We start from the raw sequence: 20,995 nt of genomic DNA, 5'->3' as shown, positions 1-20,995 counted from the left end.
CGATGCTGAGGCTGGTCAGCCGGCGTGCCCGCGCGCAGTGGCCGTTGCTGGCAGCCCTCCTCGGGGTCGTCACGATCGGCGCGACCCTGCTGGGCACCTGCACGCTGCTGGTCACCCGCACCGCCGAGCGGGCGCTGGAGGTCGCCATGGCCCGCGCCGCACCCGCCGCCGTCGACGTGACCGTCTACACCGGCACGGTCGAGGGCCGGGACGCGTCGTCCGTCGCCGACGACACCCGCACCGTGGTGACCTCCGCGCTCGCACCGTTCCCGGTGACGACATCCGCGCGGGCGTCGACAGTGCTGCGGGCGCTGCCGCCCGAACTCGCCCCGGGCACCACCGTTCCGGCCCAGGCGTACCTGTCGGGCCTGGACGACCTGCCGGCCCGAGCGGAGCTGGTCACCGGGCGCTGGCCACAGCAGCCGGGCGACGCGGTGCTGCTGGACTCCACCGCCCGACTGCTCGACCTGGCCCCCGGGCACCGGGTACGCCTCGGCGCCGAACTGGCCCACGCGCCCGTCCCGGCCATCGACGTGACAGTCGTCGGTGTGGTACGCGCGCTGCCGGGGCGCGGCTGGGACCGCGACCCGCTGTCCGCGGAGGGCTCCGTCATCGGCTACCGGGACGGCCGCTTCATGCAGCCGGTCAACGCCTACGGCCCGTTCATCGTCGACCTCGCCGACCTGGTCACCACAGGGGCCACAGTGGACCGGATGGAGGTCAGCGCCCATCCGGATCTGTCCCGCAACAACCGCCGTGACCTGGATACCGTTGCCGCGGCCGTCCGGGATGCCGACGGCCGGCTGGCCGCTGCCCTCGTCGACCGCGTCCAGCTCGCCCGGGTCGCCTCCGAGCTGCCGCTGACCCTGCGGGCCGCCGACGACCAACGGCAGGTCACCGCCGCCGTCGTACTCGCCATCGCCGTCCTCTGCGGTGTCCTGGCCGTGACGGCGCTCGTCCTCGCCGGTCGGCTGACCGCGGGCATCCGCGCCGACGAGACGGCCCTGCGGTCCGCCCTGGGCACCAGCCGTCGCCAACTCGCCGCCACCGCGACACTCGAGGGCGGCCTCGTCACCGCCGTCGCCGCCGCGCTCGCGATACCGGCCTCGTCGGCCCTGCACGCCAGCCTGACCCGCCTGCCGCCGTTGGACGGCGCCGGCCTGACCACCCGGCCGACCATCACCGGTGTCCAGGTCCTCGCCGTCGCCGGCGGGGCACTGCTGCTCGCCGCCGTCCTCACCGTCCTGGCGATCCGGGCCGTCCCGGCAGCCGGCGACCGGCGCACCCGCCGCGAACTGCTGGCCCGCTCCGGCGTCGACCTGTTGCTCGCGGCATTCGCCGTCGCCGGCTGGTGGCAGTTGTACGCGCAGCCCACCGACGCCAGCCCACACGCCGACGCGGCCCGGGTGCTCGCACCGGCGCTGCTGCTCACCGCGGGGGCCGCCCTGGCGCTGCGGGTGGTACTGCCCGCCCTGCGCGGTGCCGACCGGCTGGCGTACCGGGCCCGCGGGCTGGCTCTCCCGCTGGCGGTGGCCGAGGCCGCCCGCCGGCCACAGGCGGTCGCCGCGGGGCTGCTCGTCGGGCTGGCCTGCGCGGCCGGAACCTTCGGCCTCGCCGTCGACAGCACGTGGCACCAGTCGCAACGCGACCAGGCCGCGCTCTCCGTCGGCACCGACCTGGCCCTGACCCTCAGCACGGCGCCGGCGGCCGGAGACGGCGCGCTGCTCAGCGCGGCCACCGCGGGGGCGGTGAGTCCGGCCCTCAACCGTGGTACCACGGTCGGCCAGTGGCTCGGCACCGCCGGCAAGGCGCCCCGCTTGGTCGCCGTCGACGCCACCCGTGCCGACGCGCTGCTGCGCGGGCGGCTGGACAACGATCGCGTTTGGGTGGACGTGGGTGCCACGCTGGCACCGCGCACCCGGGTCGCCGGCCTCCCCGTCCCCACCGGTGCCCCGCTCGTGTTGAGCGGGACCACCGACGGCGACAGTCCGCTCACCGTGACGCCCCGGCTGCTCCTGCAGGACGCCACCGGCCTCCGCACGTCCTGCGACGGTCCCGACGTCCTGCTCGACGGCCAGGAGATTCAGCTGCCCGACTGCGCGGCGGCTGACGGGCTGCGCCTCGTCGCGGTCGCCCTGCCGGTCACCGCCGGACCCGACACGGTCACCGCCGGACCCGTCGCCGTCGCCGTCACGCTCACCATCCCTCCCGCCGGGTCGGCGGAGAGGTCCACCGACGGATCGGACTGGACCGCCACGTCCGCGCCGCCGATCCCGAACAAGGTGCGCGACCCGACAGTCACGTTGTCCGGCGCGCCGACGGGAACCTCGCTGCGGATGGCCGCGACCGTCGAACTCGGCGGCGCCGACGAAGCCGCCCGGACCCTCGTCGCGACCGCCTTCCCGGACCCCGGCCCGGTGCCCGTCGCCGTCTCCGAGAGCTTCGCCAGCGAGGTCGGCACCGACCGTGGCAGCCGACTCAGCGTCACGGTCGGCACCACGCCCGTCCCGATCATCGTCACCGAGGTCGTGCCGACCGTACCGTCCGCCCCCGACGCCTTCGCCATCCTCGCCGACCTGGACACACTGTCACGAGCACGCGCCGTCCAAGCCGACCTGACGTTCCCGGTCGACGCCTGGTGGGTCGGCCACCCGGCCGGCGCTGGCGCCGCCGAGCGGGCCGACGCCCTGCACCTGGGCACCGTCACGACCCGCGAGGCGGAGACCGCCCGCCTCACCGGCGGCCCGCTGCGCGCCGGGCTGCCGGCCGCACTCCGGCTCATCGTCCCGGCCGCGGTCCTGCTGCTGCTCGCCGGCGTCGCCCTGCACGTGACCTGCGATCTCCAGGTTCGCGCGGTCGAGGTGGCCCGGCTACGCGGCCTGGGGATGTCCCGGCGCGACATCCGGGCCGTGCTGCTCGGCCAGCACGCCGGCGTTCTGCTGCCCCTGCTCGCGGCGGGTGCGGCCGTCGGCGCGCTGGCCACCGGCGTCGTCGCCCCGCTGCTCGTACGCTCCGACACCGGGGCCGCGCCCGTCCCGGCCGCCCAGCCACACTGGCCGTGGCCGGCCGAGGCCGCACTACTCGCCGTGCTGCTGGCCGGATGCCTGCTGGCGGTCACCGTCGTGGTCACCGTCCAGGTCCGCCGGGCCGACGCCGCGCACCTGCGGGTGGCGCCGTGAAGCGGTGGCTGTTCCGCCGGTGGCCGGCGCCGCACTGGCCCAGCGTTCGCGGCCGTGGCCGTACCGACGCCGGACCGCTGCTGCTCACCGCCGCTGTCATCGCTGCCGTCGCGCTGCTCGCCGGGGCCGTACCGGCGCTGCTGCGGGCCGCCGCCGACGCGGCGATCCAGGACACGGTCCGCCGCTCCGATGCGGATGCGAACGTCCTCGCACTCGCCCACTGGGACCGCGACGACGGGCAGACTGGCGGACGGGCCCGGATAGCCCGCCTCGCCGAGGACGTCGACAACTTCCGCGCCCGGGCGACCTACGCGCTCGGGCCCGAACTGGACGCCGCGCTGCTCCCGCCCGTCGTCGTCGTCAACGGTCCGATCCTCACCATCACCGACAGCACGGTGCCGCGTACCTTCCAGTTCACCTACCTGTCTGATGACGGCGGCGGCCCCGACGTGACCTGGATCGCCGGCAGCGCCCCTGGCCCCGTCACCCGCGATGAATACGTCGAGATCCCCTCCGACGGACCGCCCTGGCCGGTGCAGGTCGGCCTCACCAAGGCGGACGCCGCCGCACTCGACCTCGGCCCCGGCGATCGGATCCCGGTCAAGGACGGCCAGGGTCATGACCGGGACGTCCGGATCAGCGGGATCTACCAACCCGTGGACAGCGCCGACCCCGCCTGGCGACTCGCCCCGGCGCTGCTGCGTGCCGTCCCCGGCGCCGACGGCGTGGGGACCACCCGGTTCGGTGGTCTGCTGTCGCGCGAGTCGTTACCGGACGCCCGAGTCGCCGTGGAAGAGGACCAGCTGCGGCGTACCGTGCACTTCGCCCCCGACCCCGACGTGCTCGCCTGGGACAGCACCGCGGCGCTCGCCGGCCAGGTGGTCAAGCTCAAGGCGATCTCCGGCTCGTCGAGCGCCCGAGACAGTTCGCTGAAGTGGGAATCGCAGCTCGACACCATCCTGCGCGACGCCAGTGCCCGCAACAGCGCCGCTGCCGCACAGGCCGCCGTCCTGCTCACCGGGGTGCTGACCGCCACGGTGCTGGTCCTGCTGCTCGCCGCCGACCTGCTGGTGCGCCGCCGCACCCCGGCGCTGAGCGCCGCACGGCAGCGCGGGGCTGCGCTACCCGACCTGGGTACGGAACTGGTCATCGAATCCACAGTGGTGTCCCTGTCGGCCGCCGCCCTCGGGCTCGCGCTCGCCCGCGCGGCCGCTCCGGACGTCTCCTGGACCTGGACCGTCCCCGTGGTCCTGGCCGGCGCCGCCGCCGGGCCGACGTTCGGCACCCTCGCCGCCGCCCGCGCCAGCCGTGACCGACGCCAACCCGCCAACCGGGCCGCCCGGCACTGGATCCGGGCCACCGGTCAGCTGCGCCGCACCGCCGTGGAGGCCGCTGTTCTGATCGCCGCGGTCGCCGCCTTCGTCGCCCTGCACCAACGCGGGCTCCTGCCCGTCGACGCCGACGGCGACACCGGTGCGGTGACCGGCGACCTGATCCTGCCGATCAGCGCCCTCACTCTGGGCGCGCTCGTCGGCGCGCTCGTCCTGCTCCGGCTGCTGCCCCTCGGGGCGCGGTTCGCGCTGCGACAGGCCCTGCGCTCGCGCCGCCCGCTGGCCGTGTTCGGTGCCGCCCAGACGGCCACCACGGCCGGGCGCGCGCTGCCGCTGCTGGTTCTGGTCAGCACCACGGCGCTCGCGTCGTTCGCGCTGATCCTCGGCCCCACCGTCAGCCGGGGTCTGACCGACGGCGCGTGGAGCACCGTCGGCGCCGACGCCCGCGTCGATGTCGGCGAAGACGCCGTGGCCGCCATGCCCGCACTCGCCGAGCGCATCGCCGCCGCACCGGGGGTGGAGCAGGTCGTCGTCGCGCAGATAGCCGCCTCGGCACCCGTCTTCACCGAATCGACTCTGCTCACCCCACGCCTGGTCATCGTGGACACCGCCGCGTTCCAGCGGCTGCTGGCCAGCACCCCGCTGCCCGACGCGCCGGCGCTGGCCCGGCTCACGGCACCCGGCACCGGGGACGTCCCCGCGCTGGTCCGGTCCAGCAACGGCGAGCTGCGGACCGGCATGCGGCTGAAGCTGCCCCGGGACGACGCCCCGGCGATCCGTCTGGCCGCGGTCGGTACCGCTCCCTCCGTCGGCGGCACCAACGACGTCGTCATCGTGGACGCCACGGCCCTCGGCGTCGCCGGGCTGCCCGCCGTGCCGAACACCGTCTGGGTGACCGGCCCCGGCGCGGCGCAGGCCGTGTCGAACACCGGCGTCGCCGCCGACGTCGTGCTGCGCGCTGACGTCCTGCGGGCGCAGCGAGCGGCTCCTCTGACCGCAGGGCTGTTACGGCTGGCGTGGACGGCCGCCGCGGTGCTGCTGGCGCTCGGGTTGCTCGGCCTCATGCTCGCCGCCGCCGCAGGTGCGTCGGAGCGGTGGCAGACCCTGACCCGGTTGCGGACCCTCGGCCTGCGGCCACGCGACGCCCGCTGGGTCGCTGCCGGAGAGCTGCTGCCGCCGGTCGTGGTCGTCGCGGTGTGCGGCCCGCTGCTCGGGGCCCTGCTCGCGCGCCTGACGCTCGGCCCGCTCGACCTGCGGTTGGTCACCGGCCAAGCCGCCGACCCGGCGGCGGTCCTGCCGTGGTGGCTGCTCGGCCTGGTGAGCGTGGTGCTGCTGGCGGCAGCCGTCGCGGTCGTACCTGTCGAGTCGGCGCTGCGGCGACGCGACCGGCTGAGTGAGGTACTGCGCGCCGGCGAGTGACCGGCTACAAAAAAACACACCAGATCGGACGTTGATCTTGTCCAACCTGGTGTGGATCAGTGATACATGGTGGGCGATACTGGGTTTGAACCAGTGACCTCTTCCGTGTCAGGGAAGCGCGCTCCCACTGCGCCAATCGCCCGTGGCGACCGCCGAACCCGGCAGCCAAGCCCCGATGGGGCAGATCGCGAGCGGACGACGGGATTCGAACCCGCGACCCTCACCTTGGCAAGGTGATGCGCTACCAGCTGCGCTACGTCCGCACGTCCCCGACTCGCGTCGGCGACAGGTGAACTCTACCCGATGCCAAGATCGCTTGGCACGGCACCCTCGGGCGGTGGCGATTGCGCCGGTCGGCAGCGGGGTACTGAACACCCTCGACAGCGCACCACACCCCCTAAGGAGGCTGTCGTGGGTATCGGCACCAGCATCTTCCTGATCGCGCTCGGCGCGATCCTCACCTTCGCAATGGACGCGAGCGTCGGCGGCATCAACCTCGACGTGGTCGGCTGGATCCTGATGGGCGCCGGCGTGCTCGGCCTGATCATGACCACGCTGATCTGGGGTCGCCGCCGCCAGGTCGTCAGCACCACGGAGCAGCCGGTGGAGTACCGACAGGTCGAGGAGCGGCGGGACATCGCGCCGCCGCTGTGACCCGACTGCGTCCAATCGCTGGCGGAGCCGGCGGATCACCGTGATTCCGGGCCGGCCGGCCGCCTCATCGAAGGCGGCCGGCCTGTCGCACCGGCGACCCAGCAGACGACGGGTAGGCATCGCCGCCCGTGAGTGAACCCGCCATGCTCCATTGGTGCCGGCGGCGGAATCAGAACTCGATGACCAACCGGCCGCGCACCCCTCCGGCTTCCAGGAGCTGATGCGCGCGGGCCGCCTCCTGCGGCGGAAACCGGCCGGCGACCCGCAGGGTCAGTGCACCCTCCTCGGCGAGTCGCCGAAGCAGGTCGAGCTTGTCGCGGCGCCCGTCGTACTCGTGCACGTACGCGGACACCATGTCGATCCCGCGCTGGTCGGCCTGCGCCCGCAGCACCGGATCGGGCCCGCCGCGCAGCAGCGCCACGGCACCGCCCTCGCGCACCGCGGGCAGCAAGGCGCCACCGAGCAACGCGGCGTCGACAGCGGCGTCCACCCCGTCCGGGGCATGCTCCCGGAAGCGGTCGGCGACACCCGGACCCCGGGTCACCGTCACGTCGGCACCGAGCGCGGCGACCAGTTCGGCGTCAGCGGGCGCCGCGTCGGCCAACACCCGGTGACCGGCGGCCTTGGCGAGCTGTACCGCGTACCCGCCGACGGCACCGGCCGCTCCGGTCACCGCAAGGGTGCTGCCGGGTGGCAGCCGCAACTGGTCCAGGGCGTGCAGGGCGGTCAGCCCGTTCAACGGCAGGGTGGCCGCCTCGGCGGGTGAGACGCCCGCCGGCGCGGACACCACCCAGTTCTCCGGGAGCACGACCCACTCGGCGTACCCACCGCCGGCCGCCCGGGTCGGATTGATCATGGCCATCACCGGGTCACCCGGGGCGAGTGCGCCACTGGTCCCCAAGCCCACCTCGTCGATGATGCCGGCGATGTCCTGGCCGGGCAGCAGCGGGTCGCTGCCGCGCAGTCGCACCGGTGTCATACCGGCCCGGATCAGGGTGTCCGCGGGGTTGACCGCCGCGGCGCGTACCCGGATGCGGACCTCGCCAGGGCCGGCGTGCGGCGTCGGAAGCTCGACCACCCGCAGCACCTCGGGCCCGCCGTAGCGCAGTAGTCCGACCGCTCTCATGCGTGACTCCTCATTCGGGTTACCGGGCGACACGTTGTCCGGCGGTCAGTCCAGGCAGGTGAGCGCGACCTCGGCGTACCGGGTCAGCGCCGCCCGGTCCGGGTTGATGGCGCCCATTACCCGCAGGCCCTGGAGGCTGGTCACCAGGAAGCCGGCCAGGTCGGTGGCGCTGCGGTCGGTGGTGATCTGACCGCGCAACTGGGCCTCGGCGAGCAGGTCGTAGAGCGCCAACTCCAGGGACTGGGTGGTCGAGCGGAGCCGCTCGGCGACCCGCACGTCCTGGTGCGCCCGTTCCATCGACGCCCCGACGATGAGGCAGGAGAGGTGCCGGCCGTCGCCGGTGATGTCGTCCACCGTGCCGATGAAGACCTCCCGGATGACCGCGCGCGCGTCGTTGCCGGAGCGCAGCAGATCGACCATCGGGGTGGCGTAGCGCTGCCGGTACAGGTCGAGCACCGCCAGGTAGAGGCCGTCCTTACTGCCGAACGCGGCGTAGATGGAGCCGCTGCCCAAACCGGTCGCCTCGGAGAGGTCACGCATGGAGGTGCCCTCGTAGCCCTTGCTCCGGAACACGTCCATGGCCGCGTTGACCGCGGCGTCGAGGTCGAACTCACGGGTACGGGCCATGACCGAACCCTACCCACTATCTGGAACGATCGACAAAGTATCGCCGGTCACAGCCGGCCGAAACGAGCCGTTTCCGCTGGCGAGGAGGGTTCCGACAGCCGAGTTAACATCCAGATCATGGAGCCTCTCGACACGGTGCTGACCGCGCACCGGGCGTACCTGCTCGGTTGGAACATTGGCGTCGCCGGGGGCTCAGACCTCCCGACCTACCGCAGTGACGTGCCGCACGCACCTCTCAACGGCGTGCTGCGGGTGGCCGGGCGCACGCCACAGGACGCGCTCGCCGAGGCCCGGCAGCGCCTGCACGGCGTACCCCGGGTCTGGTGGGTTGGCCCGGACAGCGACGCCGGCACCGCGGACGGCCTGGTCGCCCTCGGCGCCGTGCAGGTCGCCCGCATGCCGATCATGACCGTGGGGATCGGGGAGGCAGCCGACGTTCCGACTCCGGCCGGCCTGCACATCGCCGAGAGCACCGACCTCGCCACGTTCGTCACGGCCTACGCCCGGGTGTCCGGAATTCCGGCGGACGCCGTGCCGGCGACGATCGAACGAGAGAAGGCGTTCACTGGCGACGGCATGGTGCTTCGGCTGGTCGGCCACCTCGATGACGGTCGGGTCGTCGCCACGGCCGTCGCCTGGATCAGCCACGGTCTGGTCACGCTCTACTTCGTCGGCACCCAGCCGGAGCAGCGCCGCCGGGGCATCGGCGCGGCGATGACCCGGGCCGCGCTCGATCTGGCCGCTGAACGGGGCGTCCGCACCGCCGCCCTCACCTCGTCGGCGGTCGGTGAGTCGGTCTACCGCAGCCTCGGTTTCCAGCCGGTGGGCGAGTTCCGTCTGTTGACATTCTGAGGGCCAGCGCGCGCGGCACGCCAGAAACCATTGACTACGGGGTTCAGACAGCGTTGTCTTTACTGGCACCTGGGGAGGTACGACAGTGATCGACGATGTGTCTCTCGTGTTCTGTGTGACAGCTGACGTGGCGGTGCGCGAGCGGATGGTCCGACGCCTGAACGGCCTCGGCACTCTGGTGATCTGCACCGACCTCGCGGAGTTGCAGGCGATGATCGGCGGACCGATCATCGGTGGGCCGGCCCGGCTCCCCACCCCCGCGTCCACGCCCGCCGCCGCTCCACCTGTCGGCGCGGCCGGCCAGATCAGCCTCGGTGACCTCACCATCGACCCGCTTGAGCACCGGGTGACGTGGCGCGGGAAGCCGCTGGCCCTGACCCGACTCGAGCGCAACCTGCTCACCCAACTCGCCACCGCGCCGGTCGGGGTCTGGACGTACGAGCGCCTCTTCGAATCGGTCTGGGGCTGCGCGTTCCTCGGCGACACGTCGATCCTGCACTCGGCCGTGAAGCGGTTACGTCGCAAACTGCGCGCCGCCGACGACACCCTGCGCGTGCACACCGTGCGGGGAATCGGCTATCGACTCAGCGTCGACTGACGATCGTCGCGCCACAAGCGGAACGGCTCGTCACCGGGTCTTCCGGTAACGAGCCGTTCTCCTCTGGTGGGCGATACTGGGTTTGAACCAGTGACCTCTTCCGTGTCAAGGAAGCGCGCTCCCACTGCGCCAATCGCCCGTGCTTGTTGCCGAGGTGGGGACGGGATTTGAACCCGCGTACACGGCTTTGCAGGCCGTTGCCTCGCCTCTCGGCCACCCCACCGAGGTTGCCCCCGTCATGCGTGGCGGCAGCTCCGAGCGGACGACGGGATTCGAACCCGCGACCCTCACCTTGGCAAGGTGATGCGCTACCAGCTGCGCTACGTCCGCACGCCCCCGGACGTTCCCGGGTGACGGATGAGAACTTTAGCCGAGTAGGTGTTTGACTGCCAAATCGGGGTCGCCTCGGCGCGTCCCGGGTGGCCGGGGCTGGACCGGAGCCACCGCCGGTGAGCTTCCTAGGGGGCTGGCCTGATGTCTGATACCCACACCGACCGTCACCCTCCGACATCAGTAGGCAATGATCGTCATCGTCGCGTCGCACAACCGACCGTCGATGCCTGAGCACTCCAGCACTGGGCAGCAGACCTCGACGAACACTCCCATTGGAACGACCGAGGACGCTCGGAGGAAGTGTCCGGCTTCCGACTGTCACCGCGCGGATCGGCGCGTGGTGGTAACTGTTCGTGTTCAGTCGGATGGGCTACGGTAACGGTCGTGACGAGACGTGCGGCCGAGATCCGCCTGGATGCCCTGCTGCGCACCGCCTGTGACGTGATCGTCGAGCGCGGTCTGGCCAACACCCGGACGGCGGACGTGGCGAACGCCGCGGGCGTGAGTCAGGCGTTGGTTTTCTACCACTTCGCCACAAAGGAGCGGCTGCTCGCGCAGGCCTTCGCGTACGCGGTCGAACAGGACCTGGCCCGGCTGGACGCGGTGACCCGCTCCTCGGCCCCACCGCTGACCAAGCTCCGCCGGATCCTCAAGCTCTACACCCCGGCCGGGCGGGCGACCTCCTGGTCGATGTGGATCGACGGCTGGTCGGAGTCCCTGCGTACCCCCGAGTTGGAGAAGGTCTCCCGCCGGCTCGACCTGCGCTGGCGACAGGACCTGGCCGCGGTGATCAGCGCCGGGGTGGCCGACGGCACCTTCCAGTGCGCCGACCCCGACGGGGCCGCCTGGCGGATCAGCGCGGTGATGGACGGCCTCGCCGTCCAACTCGCCGTGCACGACCGGGTGATCTCCCGCCGACAGTTCGGCGAATGGGTCCGGCTGGTCACCGCCCGGGAGCTCGGCCTGGACCCGACCGACCTGGACTGATCTGCGCAACCAGCACCGATCACCCCCACCAGGCCGGGCAAAACGGGCTCGAACCGCCCCTCCGACCGGAACAATCGGCGGCATGGATCCCCTGGAGGCGTACCGCCGGAGCCTGGCCGAATTCGTCGACCGGGTGGAGCAGATCGCGCCCGCCCAGTGGTCCGACCCGACACCCTGCTCGGACTGGGACGTCCGCACCCTGGTCAATCACGTGGTGACCGAGGACCGGTGGAGCGTTCCCCTGCTCGCCGGCCGGACCATCGACGAGGTCGGCGACCGGTTCGACGGTGACCAGCTCAGCGACGACCCGATCGCTGCCGCGCGGGAGGCCGCCGCGCAGGCCGAGATCGCCGCCACCCACCCCGGCACGATCGACCGCACCGTGCAGCTCTCCAGCGGCGAGGCCCCGGCCGCCGAGTACCTCCAGCAACTCCTCGCCGAGCACCTCGTGCACGGCTGGGACGTGGCGGTGGCGATCGGCGCGCAGCCGCGGCTCGACCCGGACGCGGTGCGCGCCGCCGCCCAGTGGTTCGCCGGCCAGATCGACGCCTACCAGCGCGACAACCTGGTCCGCACCGGGGTACGGGTACCCGACGACGCCGACGAACAGGACCGCCTGCTGGCCGCGTTCGGCCGCGACCCCGACTGGGCGCCGACCGACTGACCAAATCTCGATCTGTTGGCGCGATAGCGGCTCGGGACCTTGCCGTGACCTTGGGAGACTGATATCCACAGATGCGCATGCGTCACCGCGCATCTGTGGTCGGCGACTCGCCGGCCATCCCGCTCCCACGAGGAGGTCCCGTGCCACAACCGGAGTGGTCACCCCCGATGAGCCGGCGCCGACGCCGGCTCATCGCCATCCTGGCGACGACGGCGACGATCGCCGCGCTGCTCCCCAGCGGCGTGAGCACCGCGGCTCCCACCGGCGGCGTGGCGTCCGCCGAGCGCCGGTCCGGGCCGTTCGCCGAGGGGCACGCGCCCGCCGACGCCGACAACCGCACCGGTACGGCGGCACCCGACGCCCGCCAACGCGGCCTGGCCCGCGCCGTCGACCCCGACGTCCGGTGGAACCGACTCGGCACCCCGCAGGCGCTCGGCCCCGGTCGCACCCCCCTCGCCACCGGGCTGCCCACCGACCCGGAGGCCGCCGCCCGCGCCTACCTGGCCGCCAACCGCGACCTGTTCGGCATGGACGCCGCCGCGGTGGCCAGCATGGAACGGGTGCTGGTCCGGTCGATCGGCAGCGGCACCGTGGTCACCCTCCGGCAACGCTTCGGCGACCTGCCCGCCGGGCCGGACGGCCTGGTCACCCTCGCGGTCGCCGACGGCACGGTGCTCTCGGTCAGCTCCTCGCTGGCCCGCGACACCGGCACGCCGGCACCGGCCACCCACACCCCCGAGCAGGCGTACGCTGCCGCGCTCGCCGACGCCAAGCTGACCGCCGACGCGGTGGCCAGCCACACCATCCGCGCGGTGGCCGTGCCCACCCCGCTGGATGGGCCTCGGGCCGGCTACGAGGTGACCATGATCGGCGCGGACACCGAGCATCCGGCCGCGTTCACCAGCTATGTGGACGGCAGCACCGGCCAGGTGCTGGTCCGCGAGGATCTTGTCGACTTCGACTCGGACAACCCGAGCTGGGCGGTCTTCCCGGCCACCCCGCCGCGCGACCTCGGCCCCGGGCAGGACCCCCGGGTGCGCTGGTGCGGCGACCCCACCCCCGGCTGCCAGGCGGCCTTCCGCGACCCGGCCACCGGCCAACCGTGGGACGTCGACGCGGCCACCGGCACGCCGACCTTCACCTCACGCGGCAACTCGGCCAACACGGTGCTGTCCTGGGGTGCGAACACCCCGGTCGTGCCGGCGCCCACCAGCCCGGAACGCCGCTACGAGTACCCCTTCACCGACCAGTGGCACCAGGCCCGCTGCAACCCGGGGGTGTTCACCTCCGCCCAACGCAACGACGCGGACGCGTCGATCGCCAACCTGTTCGCCATGCACAACCGGATGCACGACTGGTCGTACCAGTTGGGCTTCACCGAGTCGGCGTGGAACCTCCAGGCGGTCAACCTCACCCCGTCCGGGCTGGGCGGTGACGCCGAGCAGGGCCGTGCCCAGCAGGGCGCGCTGAGCGGCAACCGGAACAACGCCAACCAGGGCACCCCGCGCGACGGGCTGCCGCCGACCACCAACATGTACCTCTGGCAGCCGCAGGCCGGCGGGCCGTACCCGCCGTGCGTGGACGGCGACTACGACATGACGGTCATCGGCCACGAGTACACCCACGCGATCACCAACCGGATGATCGCCGGCCCGGACAGCGGGATCAGCGGCCACCAGGGCGGGTCGATGGGTGAGTCGTGGGGCGACCTGCTCGCCGCCGAGTACCTCTTCCAGCACGGGCTGCGCGCGCCCGGCGAGACGCCCTTCATCACCGGCGGCTACGTCACCGGCAACCTGGTCAGCGGCATCCGCAACTACGACCTGAGCCGCAGCCCGCTCAACTACTCCGACATCGGTTACAACACCGCCGGCCCCGCCGTGCACGCGGACGGCGAGATCTGGGGCGCCACCAACTTCCGGGTCCGCTCCGCCCTGGTCAAGCGGTACGGCCTCGGCACACCGCAACGGCAGCTCGACTGCGCGCAGGGCAAGGTCGCGGCCGACAAGTGCCCGGGCAACCGGCGCTGGTCGCAGCTGGTCTTCGACTCGTTCCTGCTCCAGGCCGCCAGCCAGGTCAGCATGCTCGACATGCGGGACAACATGCTCACCGCCGACCTGCTCCGCTTCGGCGGCGCCAACCAGGACCTGATCTGGGCCGAGTTCGCCCGCTCCGGGATGGGCCGCGACGCCGCCACCAACGGCGCCGGCGACACCGACCCGACGCCCAGTTTCGCCTCGCCGCGCGGTGGCAACGCGACCCTCACCCTGCGTCCGCGCGGGGACAGCGCCGACGCGCCGATCCGGGTGTACGTGGGGGCGTACGAGGCGCGGGCCGTGCCGGTGGCCGACACCGACCCGGCGACGGCCATCCCGGACACCGTGGAGCTGGTGGCCGGCACGTACGACCTGTTGGCCGTGGCACCCGGCTTCGGGCACCAGCGGCTCGGCGTGGTCGCCAAGGCCGGTCAGGACGGGTACGTCGACCTGCGGATGAGCCGCAACCTCGCCTCCACCGCGTCCGGCGCCACCATCACCGGCGACGGGGTCAACCTGGACCGGGTCGTCGACGACACCGAGGCGACGAACTGGGCCTCCCTGGACGGGGTGGCCGGCCGGCAGCTCACCGTGGCGCTGCCAGGAGGCGCCCCGCAGACGGTCAAGCGGGTGAACGTCAGCGCCATGCTGCGCCCGGCGATCACCGGCGACGTCGACACCGGCGCACAGAACGCGCTCAGCGCGCTGCGCTCGTTCGCGGTGTCGGCGTGCAACGCGAAGACCACCGACTGCGCGGACCCGACGCGCTGGCAGCGCATCTACACCAGCGCGGCTGACGCGTTCCCCGGCGGGGCGTACCGGGCGTACAGCCGGGACATCAACCTCCGGACGTTCGCGGTGCCCACCACCCTCGCCACCCACCTGCGACTCGAGGTGCTGGCGAGCCAGTGCACCGGCGGCCCGCACTACGCGGGCGAGCAGGACGACGACCCGGCCACGACGACGGACTGCGCGACCGCCAGCCCGGCCCGGAGCCAGGTCAGGATCGCCGAGTTCCAGGCGTTCTCGAAGTGACACAGTGGGGCCGGCGGACACCCGCCGGCCCCACGGCCCTCGATCAGCGGTGCGCCGCCCGACGGCACCGGTCAGCTACCCCCGGACGGCTCCCAGCGCGGGCCCTCGATCAGCGGTGCGCCCGGGTCCAGGGGTCGGCGACGGCCGGGCGATCCCAGCGCCGGTCCACCGGTGGGTCGTCGCCCCCGTCGGCGTCCCCGGCCGCGGCCCGGGTCAGCTGCCGCAGCCGCAGCAGCAGCCCCACCCCGAGGAAGAGAAGCAGCCCGCCGAGCAGGAAGGCGAGCTGCACCACACCGAACGCGCCGGACTGCGCGACCGGGCGGCTGGCCGCCGGCGGCGCGGCGTCGGCCGGGTACTCCGCGACCGGCTCCTCCGTCGCCGTGGTCTCGCCCTCGGCCGGTGCGCTCGCGGATTCGGTGGGCTCCGGCGGGGTCCTCGTCGGCTTCGGCTTACTGGTCGGTGCACCGCCCACCCCCACCACCGAACGGGTGGCGGTCTGCCGGGCCAGCAGGCGCAGGTTGGCGTCGTACGCCTCGGCGGCGAGGGTGACCCGCCCCTGGGTGACGTCCTCGTCGAAGGCCACCCGGTAGCGGGCCGTGACCGTGCGGCCCGGGCAGAGCGTGCCCGGGTCGAGCTGCCTGTCGGTCAACCGGGCCACGTCACCCTCGGTACGGATCTCCAGCGGAAAGTCGCCGGTCTCCTCCACCCGGTCCATCTTCACCTGGTCGAGCCGCAGGCCCCCCTGCACGCTGAGCACCATCGACCAGCGCACCTTCGCGCACCTGGCGCGCCGATCCGTCTGGGAAACCACCGCGGAGATCGTCCGCACCTGCTCACCGGCGGTGAACCGTCCCGGCAGGCCGCTCATCTCGGTGGTGAAGGCCGCCTGTGCCGGGGCAGCCAGGGTCAGCACCGCCCCGGTCACGCCGGCAACCAACGCCCCGACCCGCAGCGCGTACCTCCACACGATCACCACCACCTCGCTTCTTCTCGTCGCTCCCGGGAAACGCTAGGAGGAAACGGGCGGGTCAGACAGAGGGGTGTCTTCGCACCGAACGCCAAGGACAACTGGTGATTTCACCGAGAGTGATGAACCGCTGACCCGTAGCGGTACTCCGCGACCCGGAGCTCTCAGCAGGTAGCTGGCCCATTCCACGAGATGAACCGTTCGAACATCTCGGCAGGCCCCGGTCCGGGGTTCGGGTTGAGTGCCAACAGGTCAACCGTCGCGCCGAACAGCATCCCCGCCATGTAGACCGCCAGCCCTGCCCGATCACCCCGGTACTCCATACCGAGCAGTAGCCGCGCAGGTCCCGGCACCCGGGATTCGTCACTCCAGAAACGCCCTACCAGCGCCGATCTTGCAGTTTGTGTCGCCGATATGCTCAGGATGCCCTCTTTTGTCGCAACAGTAAACGCAAGATCGCGGAGGAGGACAGCCCGATCCACCACAACCCCATGATCGACGAGGCAGTGCGGTTCACGAACGGTCGCTCGCCCTAACGCAACGTCGGTACATGCCGCGCTCATGCGGACCGGCGCTCCTCGACGCCCCTCCCTGCGGCGCCGGGGACTGCCGGTGCGCGAGAATCACCAGGTGTCCGAGCTCTCCAGCACGTTCGTCCGGCTGCACGCCCGGCTCGCCCCGGTCGCCTTCGTTCCCGAGGTGCGGCTGCACCAGGCGGACGAGCCGATCGGGCTGTGGGAGCTGACCGAGGGCGAGTTCTCCAGCGACCGGCCGCCGCCGTTCTGGGCGTTCGCCTGGGCCGGCGGGCAGGCCCTCGCCCGCTACGTGACCGACCACCCGGAGCTGGTCGCCGGCCGGCGGGTGCTCGACCTCGCCTCCGGCTCCGGCCTGGTGGCCATCGCCGCCGCCCGCGCCGGCGCGGCGTCCGTGCGGGCCGTGGAGGTGGACGAGCTGGCGGTGGCGGCGGTCGCCCTCAACGCCGAGGCCAACGGGGTACGCGTCGACGCCGAGTTCGGCGACATCCTCGACGGCGACGCCGGGGACGCCGAGGTGGTGCTCGCCGGCGACGTCTTCTACAGCGAGGCGATGGCCCGCCGGGTTCTGCGGTTCCTGCTGCGGGCCACCCGGGCCGGCGCTCCGGCGCTGGTCGGTGACCCCGGCCGGGCGTTCCTGCCCCGGGACCGCTTCGACGAGGTGGCGGCGTACGACGTGCCGGTGCCGGAGGCGCTGGAGAGCGTGCGGGTGAAGCGCACCACCGTGTGGCGGCTGCGGGCCGGGCTGCCGGGGGCCGCCAGCTAGCGTGTCCGGGTGCTGTTCCGCAGCTGGGCGCAGGTGGCCGACCCCGCATGGCCGGACGTGGCCCGGGTGCCGGACCACATCGGCGGCACCCACCTGGTCGTGACCCGGCACGCGCTGGTCCGCCAGGTCCTCGCCGACCCGGTCACCTACCGGCCGGACAACGCGCTGGACGCGGTGACGCCGATGCCGGTGAACGCGCTGCGGGTGCTCGCCGGACACCGGTTCCGGCTGCCGCCGACCCTGGCGAACAACTCGGGCGCCAGCCACCCGCAGATCCGGGCGATCGTCGCCGACGCGTTGCATCCCGCCCGGGTCGCCGCGCAGCGGCCCTGGCTCACCGCGCTGGTCCGGGACCGGGTGGCCCGGCTCGACGCCGCGCTGGACACCGGTGCGCCGGTCGACCTGTACGCGGACCTCGCCGCCGACCTGCCGCTGCTGGTGCTGGCCCGGCTGGTCGAGTTGCCGGACGCGCCGGTCGGCGCGGTCAAGGAGTTCGCCCGCGCCGCGCTGGAGTTGTTCTGGGCGCCACTGGACGCCGACCGGCAGGTGGCGCTCGCCGCCGAGGTGGGCCGGTTCCACCGCGTACTGCGGGACTTCGCGGCCGTCGGTGGCGGCTTGGCCGGGGAGCTGCGCGCGGCCGGGCACCCGCCGGACGTGGTGGTCGGCGCGCTCTTCTTCCTGTTGGTCGCCGGGCAGGAGACCACCTCGCAGTTCCTCACCCTGCTGCTGCACCGGCTGGCCGGCGAGCCCGGGGTACGGGCCGGGCTGCGCACCGGCGAGGTCGCGGTGGCCGATGTGGTGGAAGAGGGACTGCGGCTGGAACCACCAATCGTCACCTGGCGGCGGGTGGCCGCGACGGAGAGCACGCTGGGCGGGACGGAGGTGCGGGCGGGCAGCAGCCTGGTGCTGTGGCTGGGCCGCGCCGGTCGGGACCCGGCGGTCGTGGAGTCGCCCGACGAGTTCCGGCCGGGTCAGCGTGGGTCACGCCGACACCTGGCGTTCGGGGCGGGCGCGCACCGCTGCGTCGGGGACGTGTTGGCCCGGATGGAGGCGGCCGTGGTGGTGGCCGAGGCAGCGCCGCTGCTGGACGGGGTGACCGTGCTCCGCCCGCCGTGGTGCCCGGACAATCTCACCTTCCGGATGCCGGACGCGTTCGTGGTCAGTCGTTCCCCGGGGTCACCGGGCTGACCGGATCCTGACATCGGCTCGGTATGTTTCCGGGCGTGTCAGCCACCACCACCCGTCGGATCCCTGTCGTCGTAACGCTTCTGGCCCTGCTGGCGCTGAGCGCCTGCACAGCCGGCCGGGGCCACCCGGCCCACGCCCGGCAGGTCGCCGCGGCCGAGGCGACCCCGTCCGCGTCGGCTCCGACCCCGTCGGCGTCGCCGTCGGCGACCACGAAACCCGCGTTCAAGAGCCTGGCCTGGTACGTGTCCCAGGTGCCGACGTTTCCCGAAGCCCCGCTGCCGCAGCCGGTGCAGCTACCCACGACCGGTTCGGCCCCGTTCTGGCACCGCCTGCCGACCGACCAGAAGGTCGCCTTCATCACCATCGACGACGGTGGCCTGGCCCGCCCCCCGGGCGTGATCGACTTCATCTGGGAGGCGCGTATCCCGGTCACCATGTTCCTCAACTCACCGGCGGCGGCGGAGCACACCGACTACTTCCGGCAGATCGAGGCGGTGGGCGGGGTCGTGGAGAACCACACCGTCGCGCACAATTCGCTGGCCGGCCGGTCGTACGCCTATCAGAAGCAGGAGATCTGCGGTGGCGCCGACAGGCTGGAGGGGCTGTTCGGCAAGCGACCCACCCTGTTCCGGCCACCGTTCGGCGAGCATGACAGCACCACGCTGAAGGCCGCTCACGACTGCGGCGCGAAGGCGGTCTTCCACTGGACCGAGACGGTCCACGAGGGAAAGGTGCGCTACCAGACCCCGGAGAAGGTGGTCCAACCTGGCGACGTGCTGCTGATGCACTTCCGGCCGGCGCTGATGGACGACCTGCTCGCGGCGTTGAAGGCGATCCACCGGGCCGGGCTCACCCCGGCGCTGCTGGAACAGTACGTACAGTGATCAGCCCGCCACCGACCTGACGAAAGTCGGGGGCAGGTGGTGCCGTTCGGGCGCGGTGAGGCACCGAGCCGCTCGCCTAGCGTCAGCGCATGATCACATTACGTGGGTTGACGAAACGGTTCGGGTCGACAGTCGCGGTCGACGCGTTGACCGTCGACATCGCGCCCGGCCGGGTCACCGGCTTTCTCGGCCCCAACGGCGCCGGCAAGTCCACCACCATGCGAATGATCCTCGGGCTGGACCGTCCCACCGCCGGGCAGGCCCTGGTCGGCGGGCGCGCGTACCGGGAGTTGCGCCGGCCCCTGCACGAGGTGGGCGCGCTGCTCGACGCCCGGGCCATCCACCCGGCCCGGTCCGGCCGGGCGCACCTGCGGGCCATGGCGCACAGCAACGGCATCCCGGTCCGCCGGGTCGACGAGGTGCTGGACACCGTCGGGCTGGACGAACGGGCCGCCGGCAAGCCGGGGCGCACGCTCTCCCTCGGCATGGGCCAACGGCTCGGCATCGCCGGCGCGCTGCTCGGCGACCCGCCGGTGGTGATGTTCGACGAGCCGGTGAACGGCCTCGACCCGGACGGGGTGCGCTGGGTACGACAGCTGACCCGCTCGCTGGCCGACGAGGGGCGCACGGTCTTCGTCTCCAGCCACCTGATGAGCGAGATGCAGCTCACCGCCGACCAGCTCGTGGTGATCGGCCGTGGACGGCTGCTCGCCGACGCGCCGATCGGCGAGGTGATCGCCCGCGGCACCGTCGCGGTCCGGGTCCGCAGCCCGCACCCGGACGGGCTGGCCGCCCTCGCCGCGCGCCTCACCGCCGCCGGGGCGAGCGTCGAGGCAGCCGACCGCAACGAGCTGACAGTCACCGGCGCCACCGCGGACCAGGTCGGCGACCTGGCCCACGAGCTGGGGGTACGACTACACGAGCTGAGCGCGCACGCCGCGTCGTTGGAGCAGGCGTTCATGGAGCTGACCGCCGACAGCGTCGAGTACGCGGGCGGCCCGACCGGAGGTGGGGCGCGATGAGCACCAGTACCCGTGGTGGCATCGTGGCCGCCGAGTGGACCAAGCTCTCCTCCGTCCGGAGCAGCTGGTGGACGGCGCTGGCCGGGCTGCTGGTGATGGCCGCGAGCGCCGGCCAACTGGCCATCTACGCCGCGAACGACAACACCAACGACGACCCGACGGACGACCGGGGGATCGTCACCGTCGGCAGCGTGCTGATCGCCTCGGTCGAGCTGACCCAGTACGTGGTGCTGGCGCTGGGCCTGCTCGCGATCACCGCCGAATTCACCAGCGGCACCATCCGCACGACGTTGCAGTGCACCCCGTCGCGCGGTCGCGTCCTGCTGGCCAAGGCCGCCGTCGCCGGCGCTGTCACCTTCGCGCTCGGGTTGCTGCTCGGCGGCGTCGGCGCCCTGGTCGCCCGGCCGGTGCTCGGCGAGTGGGGCAGCGCGCCCGCCGCCGACACGATCGCCGACATCGTGCGGGTCGCGATCTACCTGGCGCTGATCGGCGTCCTCGCCCTCGGCCTCGGCGCGGCACTCCGCAGCGCGGTGCTCACCCTCACCGTGCTCCTCGCCACCCTGATGATCGTGCCGCTGTCGCTGCAGGAGCCGGACATCGACGTGCTGAACCGGATCGCCGACGTGTTCCCCGGCGTGGCCGGCGGGCACTTCCTGACCGGCGACACCGAGCCGTACCCGCGGGTGGTCGGGCTGCTCCTGCTCGCCGGGTGGGCCGGTGCCGCGCTGCTGCTGGGCCGGGCCGCACTGCGCCGCCGCGACGCGTAGGGCGAACGGGCTGAGCGGGGGCTGGCC

Annotated in this window: 17 protein-coding genes and 5 tRNA genes; 13 read left to right on the top strand and 9 right to left on the bottom strand. The window is 73.1% G+C overall.

Going from position 1 to position 20,995, the window contains the following annotated elements; all coding sequences use genetic code 11:
• The first annotated feature begins 2 nt into the window (after positions 1–2).
• Both V6U86_RS19530 and V6U86_RS19525 read left to right on the top strand, forming a co-directional pair.
• On the top strand, positions 3–3,179 hold the full coding sequence (locus V6U86_RS19530; protein WP_334505260.1) for an FtsX-like permease family protein: 3,177 nt from the start codon (positions 3–5) through the stop codon (positions 3,177–3,179).
• Entirely contained in the window at positions 3,176–5,929 is a 2,754-nt protein-coding gene (locus tag V6U86_RS19525; protein WP_334505258.1) for an FtsX-like permease family protein, read from the top strand. The genes V6U86_RS19530 and V6U86_RS19525 overlap by 4 nt, the downstream gene beginning before the upstream one ends.
• Before the next feature lie 67 nt (positions 5,930–5,996).
• Here the strand turns inward: V6U86_RS19525 and V6U86_RS19520 are convergent.
• Positions 5,997–6,071: transfer RNA gene (locus V6U86_RS19520), tRNA-Val, on the bottom strand.
• Between the two features lie 48 nt (positions 6,072–6,119).
• Positions 6,120–6,192 (bottom strand) — tRNA-Gly (locus V6U86_RS19515).
• Between the two features lie 148 nt (positions 6,193–6,340).
• Between V6U86_RS19515 and V6U86_RS19510 the strand changes: the two genes are divergently transcribed.
• Entirely contained in the window at positions 6,341–6,583 is a 243-nt protein-coding gene (locus V6U86_RS19510; protein ID WP_334505257.1) for a DUF6458 family protein, read from the top strand.
• A gap of 169 nt (positions 6,584–6,752) precedes the next feature.
• On the opposite strand, the gene V6U86_RS19505 is transcribed toward V6U86_RS19510, so the two are convergent.
• Together V6U86_RS19505 and V6U86_RS19500 are read right to left on the bottom strand one after the other, a co-directional pair.
• Positions 6,753–7,709, bottom strand: coding sequence for an NADP-dependent oxidoreductase (locus V6U86_RS19505; protein ID WP_334505255.1), 957 nt, complete (start codon positions 7,707–7,709; stop codon positions 6,753–6,755).
• A gap of 45 nt (positions 7,710–7,754) precedes the next feature.
• A complete protein-coding gene (locus V6U86_RS19500) occupies positions 7,755–8,336 on the bottom strand; it encodes a TetR/AcrR family transcriptional regulator (RefSeq protein ID WP_334505253.1) in 582 nt (193 codons plus the stop codon).
• Between the two features lie 117 nt (positions 8,337–8,453).
• Here V6U86_RS19500 and V6U86_RS19495 point away from each other — a divergent pair, with 117 nt between their 5' ends.
• Together V6U86_RS19495 and V6U86_RS19490 are read left to right on the top strand one after the other, a co-directional pair.
• The gene (locus V6U86_RS19495; RefSeq protein ID WP_334505252.1) at positions 8,454–9,188 is read left to right on the top strand and encodes a GNAT family N-acetyltransferase; all 735 of its coding nucleotides are present in this window, start codon (positions 8,454–8,456) and stop codon (positions 9,186–9,188) included.
• A 106-nt stretch (positions 9,189–9,294) separates the two neighbouring features.
• Entirely contained in the window at positions 9,295–9,786 is a 492-nt protein-coding gene (locus V6U86_RS19490) for a winged helix-turn-helix domain-containing protein (RefSeq protein ID WP_442934972.1), read from the top strand.
• A 64-nt stretch (positions 9,787–9,850) separates the two neighbouring features.
• On the opposite strand, the gene V6U86_RS19485 is transcribed toward V6U86_RS19490, so the two are convergent.
• From V6U86_RS19485 to V6U86_RS19475, 3 genes are all read right to left on the bottom strand, one after another.
• Positions 9,851–9,925, bottom strand: a tRNA-Val gene (locus V6U86_RS19485).
• Positions 9,926–9,938: 13 nt separating this feature from the next.
• Positions 9,939–10,009 (bottom strand) — tRNA-Cys (locus V6U86_RS19480).
• Between the two features lie 34 nt (positions 10,010–10,043).
• Positions 10,044–10,116 (bottom strand) — tRNA-Gly (locus tag V6U86_RS19475).
• A gap of 387 nt (positions 10,117–10,503) precedes the next feature.
• Between V6U86_RS19475 and V6U86_RS19470 the strand changes: the two genes are divergently transcribed.
• From V6U86_RS19470 to V6U86_RS19460, 3 genes are all read left to right on the top strand, one after another.
• Complete coding sequence (locus tag V6U86_RS19470) at positions 10,504–11,106, top strand: TetR/AcrR family transcriptional regulator (RefSeq protein ID WP_334505251.1); 603 nt, start codon at positions 10,504–10,506, stop codon at positions 11,104–11,106.
• Between the two features lie 82 nt (positions 11,107–11,188).
• The gene (locus tag V6U86_RS19465; RefSeq protein ID WP_334505250.1) at positions 11,189–11,770 is read left to right on the top strand and encodes a TIGR03086 family metal-binding protein; all 582 of its coding nucleotides are present in this window, start codon (positions 11,189–11,191) and stop codon (positions 11,768–11,770) included.
• Positions 11,771–11,910: 140 nt separating this feature from the next.
• Positions 11,911–14,841, top strand: coding sequence for a M36 family metallopeptidase (locus V6U86_RS19460; RefSeq protein WP_334505249.1), 2,931 nt, complete (start codon positions 11,911–11,913; stop codon positions 14,839–14,841).
• Between the two features lie 109 nt (positions 14,842–14,950).
• Here the strand turns inward: V6U86_RS19460 and V6U86_RS19455 are convergent, their stop codons facing one another.
• Complete coding sequence (locus tag V6U86_RS19455; RefSeq protein WP_334505247.1) at positions 14,951–15,820, bottom strand: hypothetical protein; 870 nt, start codon at positions 15,818–15,820, stop codon at positions 14,951–14,953.
• Positions 15,821–15,972: 152 nt separating this feature from the next.
• Complete coding sequence (locus tag V6U86_RS19450) at positions 15,973–16,161, bottom strand: hypothetical protein (protein WP_334505245.1); 189 nt, start codon at positions 16,159–16,161, stop codon at positions 15,973–15,975.
• A 277-nt stretch (positions 16,162–16,438) separates the two neighbouring features.
• On the opposite strand from V6U86_RS19450, the gene V6U86_RS19445 reads away from it, so the two are divergent.
• The 5 genes from V6U86_RS19445 to V6U86_RS19425 all read left to right on the top strand — a co-directional run bounded on the left by V6U86_RS19445 (position 16,439) and on the right by V6U86_RS19425 (position 20,968).
• A complete protein-coding gene (locus V6U86_RS19445; protein WP_334505244.1) occupies positions 16,439–17,107 on the top strand; it encodes a class I SAM-dependent methyltransferase in 669 nt (222 codons plus the stop codon).
• A gap of 9 nt (positions 17,108–17,116) precedes the next feature.
• Complete coding sequence (locus V6U86_RS19440) at positions 17,117–18,295, top strand: cytochrome P450 (protein ID WP_334505243.1); 1,179 nt, start codon at positions 17,117–17,119, stop codon at positions 18,293–18,295.
• A 35-nt stretch (positions 18,296–18,330) separates the two neighbouring features.
• Positions 18,331–19,179 carry a polysaccharide deacetylase family protein gene (locus tag V6U86_RS19435; protein ID WP_334505242.1) on the top strand — a complete coding sequence of 283 codons (849 nt, stop codon included), beginning with the start codon at positions 18,331–18,333 and terminating at the stop codon, positions 19,177–19,179.
• An 89-nt stretch (positions 19,180–19,268) separates the two neighbouring features.
• Entirely contained in the window at positions 19,269–20,201 is a 933-nt protein-coding gene (locus V6U86_RS19430) for an ABC transporter ATP-binding protein (protein ID WP_334505240.1), read from the top strand.
• Positions 20,198–20,968 (top strand): ABC transporter permease, encoded by a 771-nt coding sequence (locus V6U86_RS19425; RefSeq protein WP_334505239.1) that lies wholly within the window; start codon positions 20,198–20,200, stop codon positions 20,966–20,968. Before V6U86_RS19430 ends, V6U86_RS19425 begins: the two co-directional genes overlap by 4 nt.
• Positions 20,969–20,995 lie beyond the last annotated feature (27 nt).

The organism is Micromonospora sp. CPCC 205558 (assembly GCF_036902955.1).
Taxonomy (GTDB): domain Bacteria; phylum Actinomycetota; class Actinomycetes; order Mycobacteriales; family Micromonosporaceae; genus Micromonospora.
The sequence above is the reverse complement of the archived record's forward strand: the minus strand, read 5'-3'. Positions and strand labels throughout refer to the sequence as shown.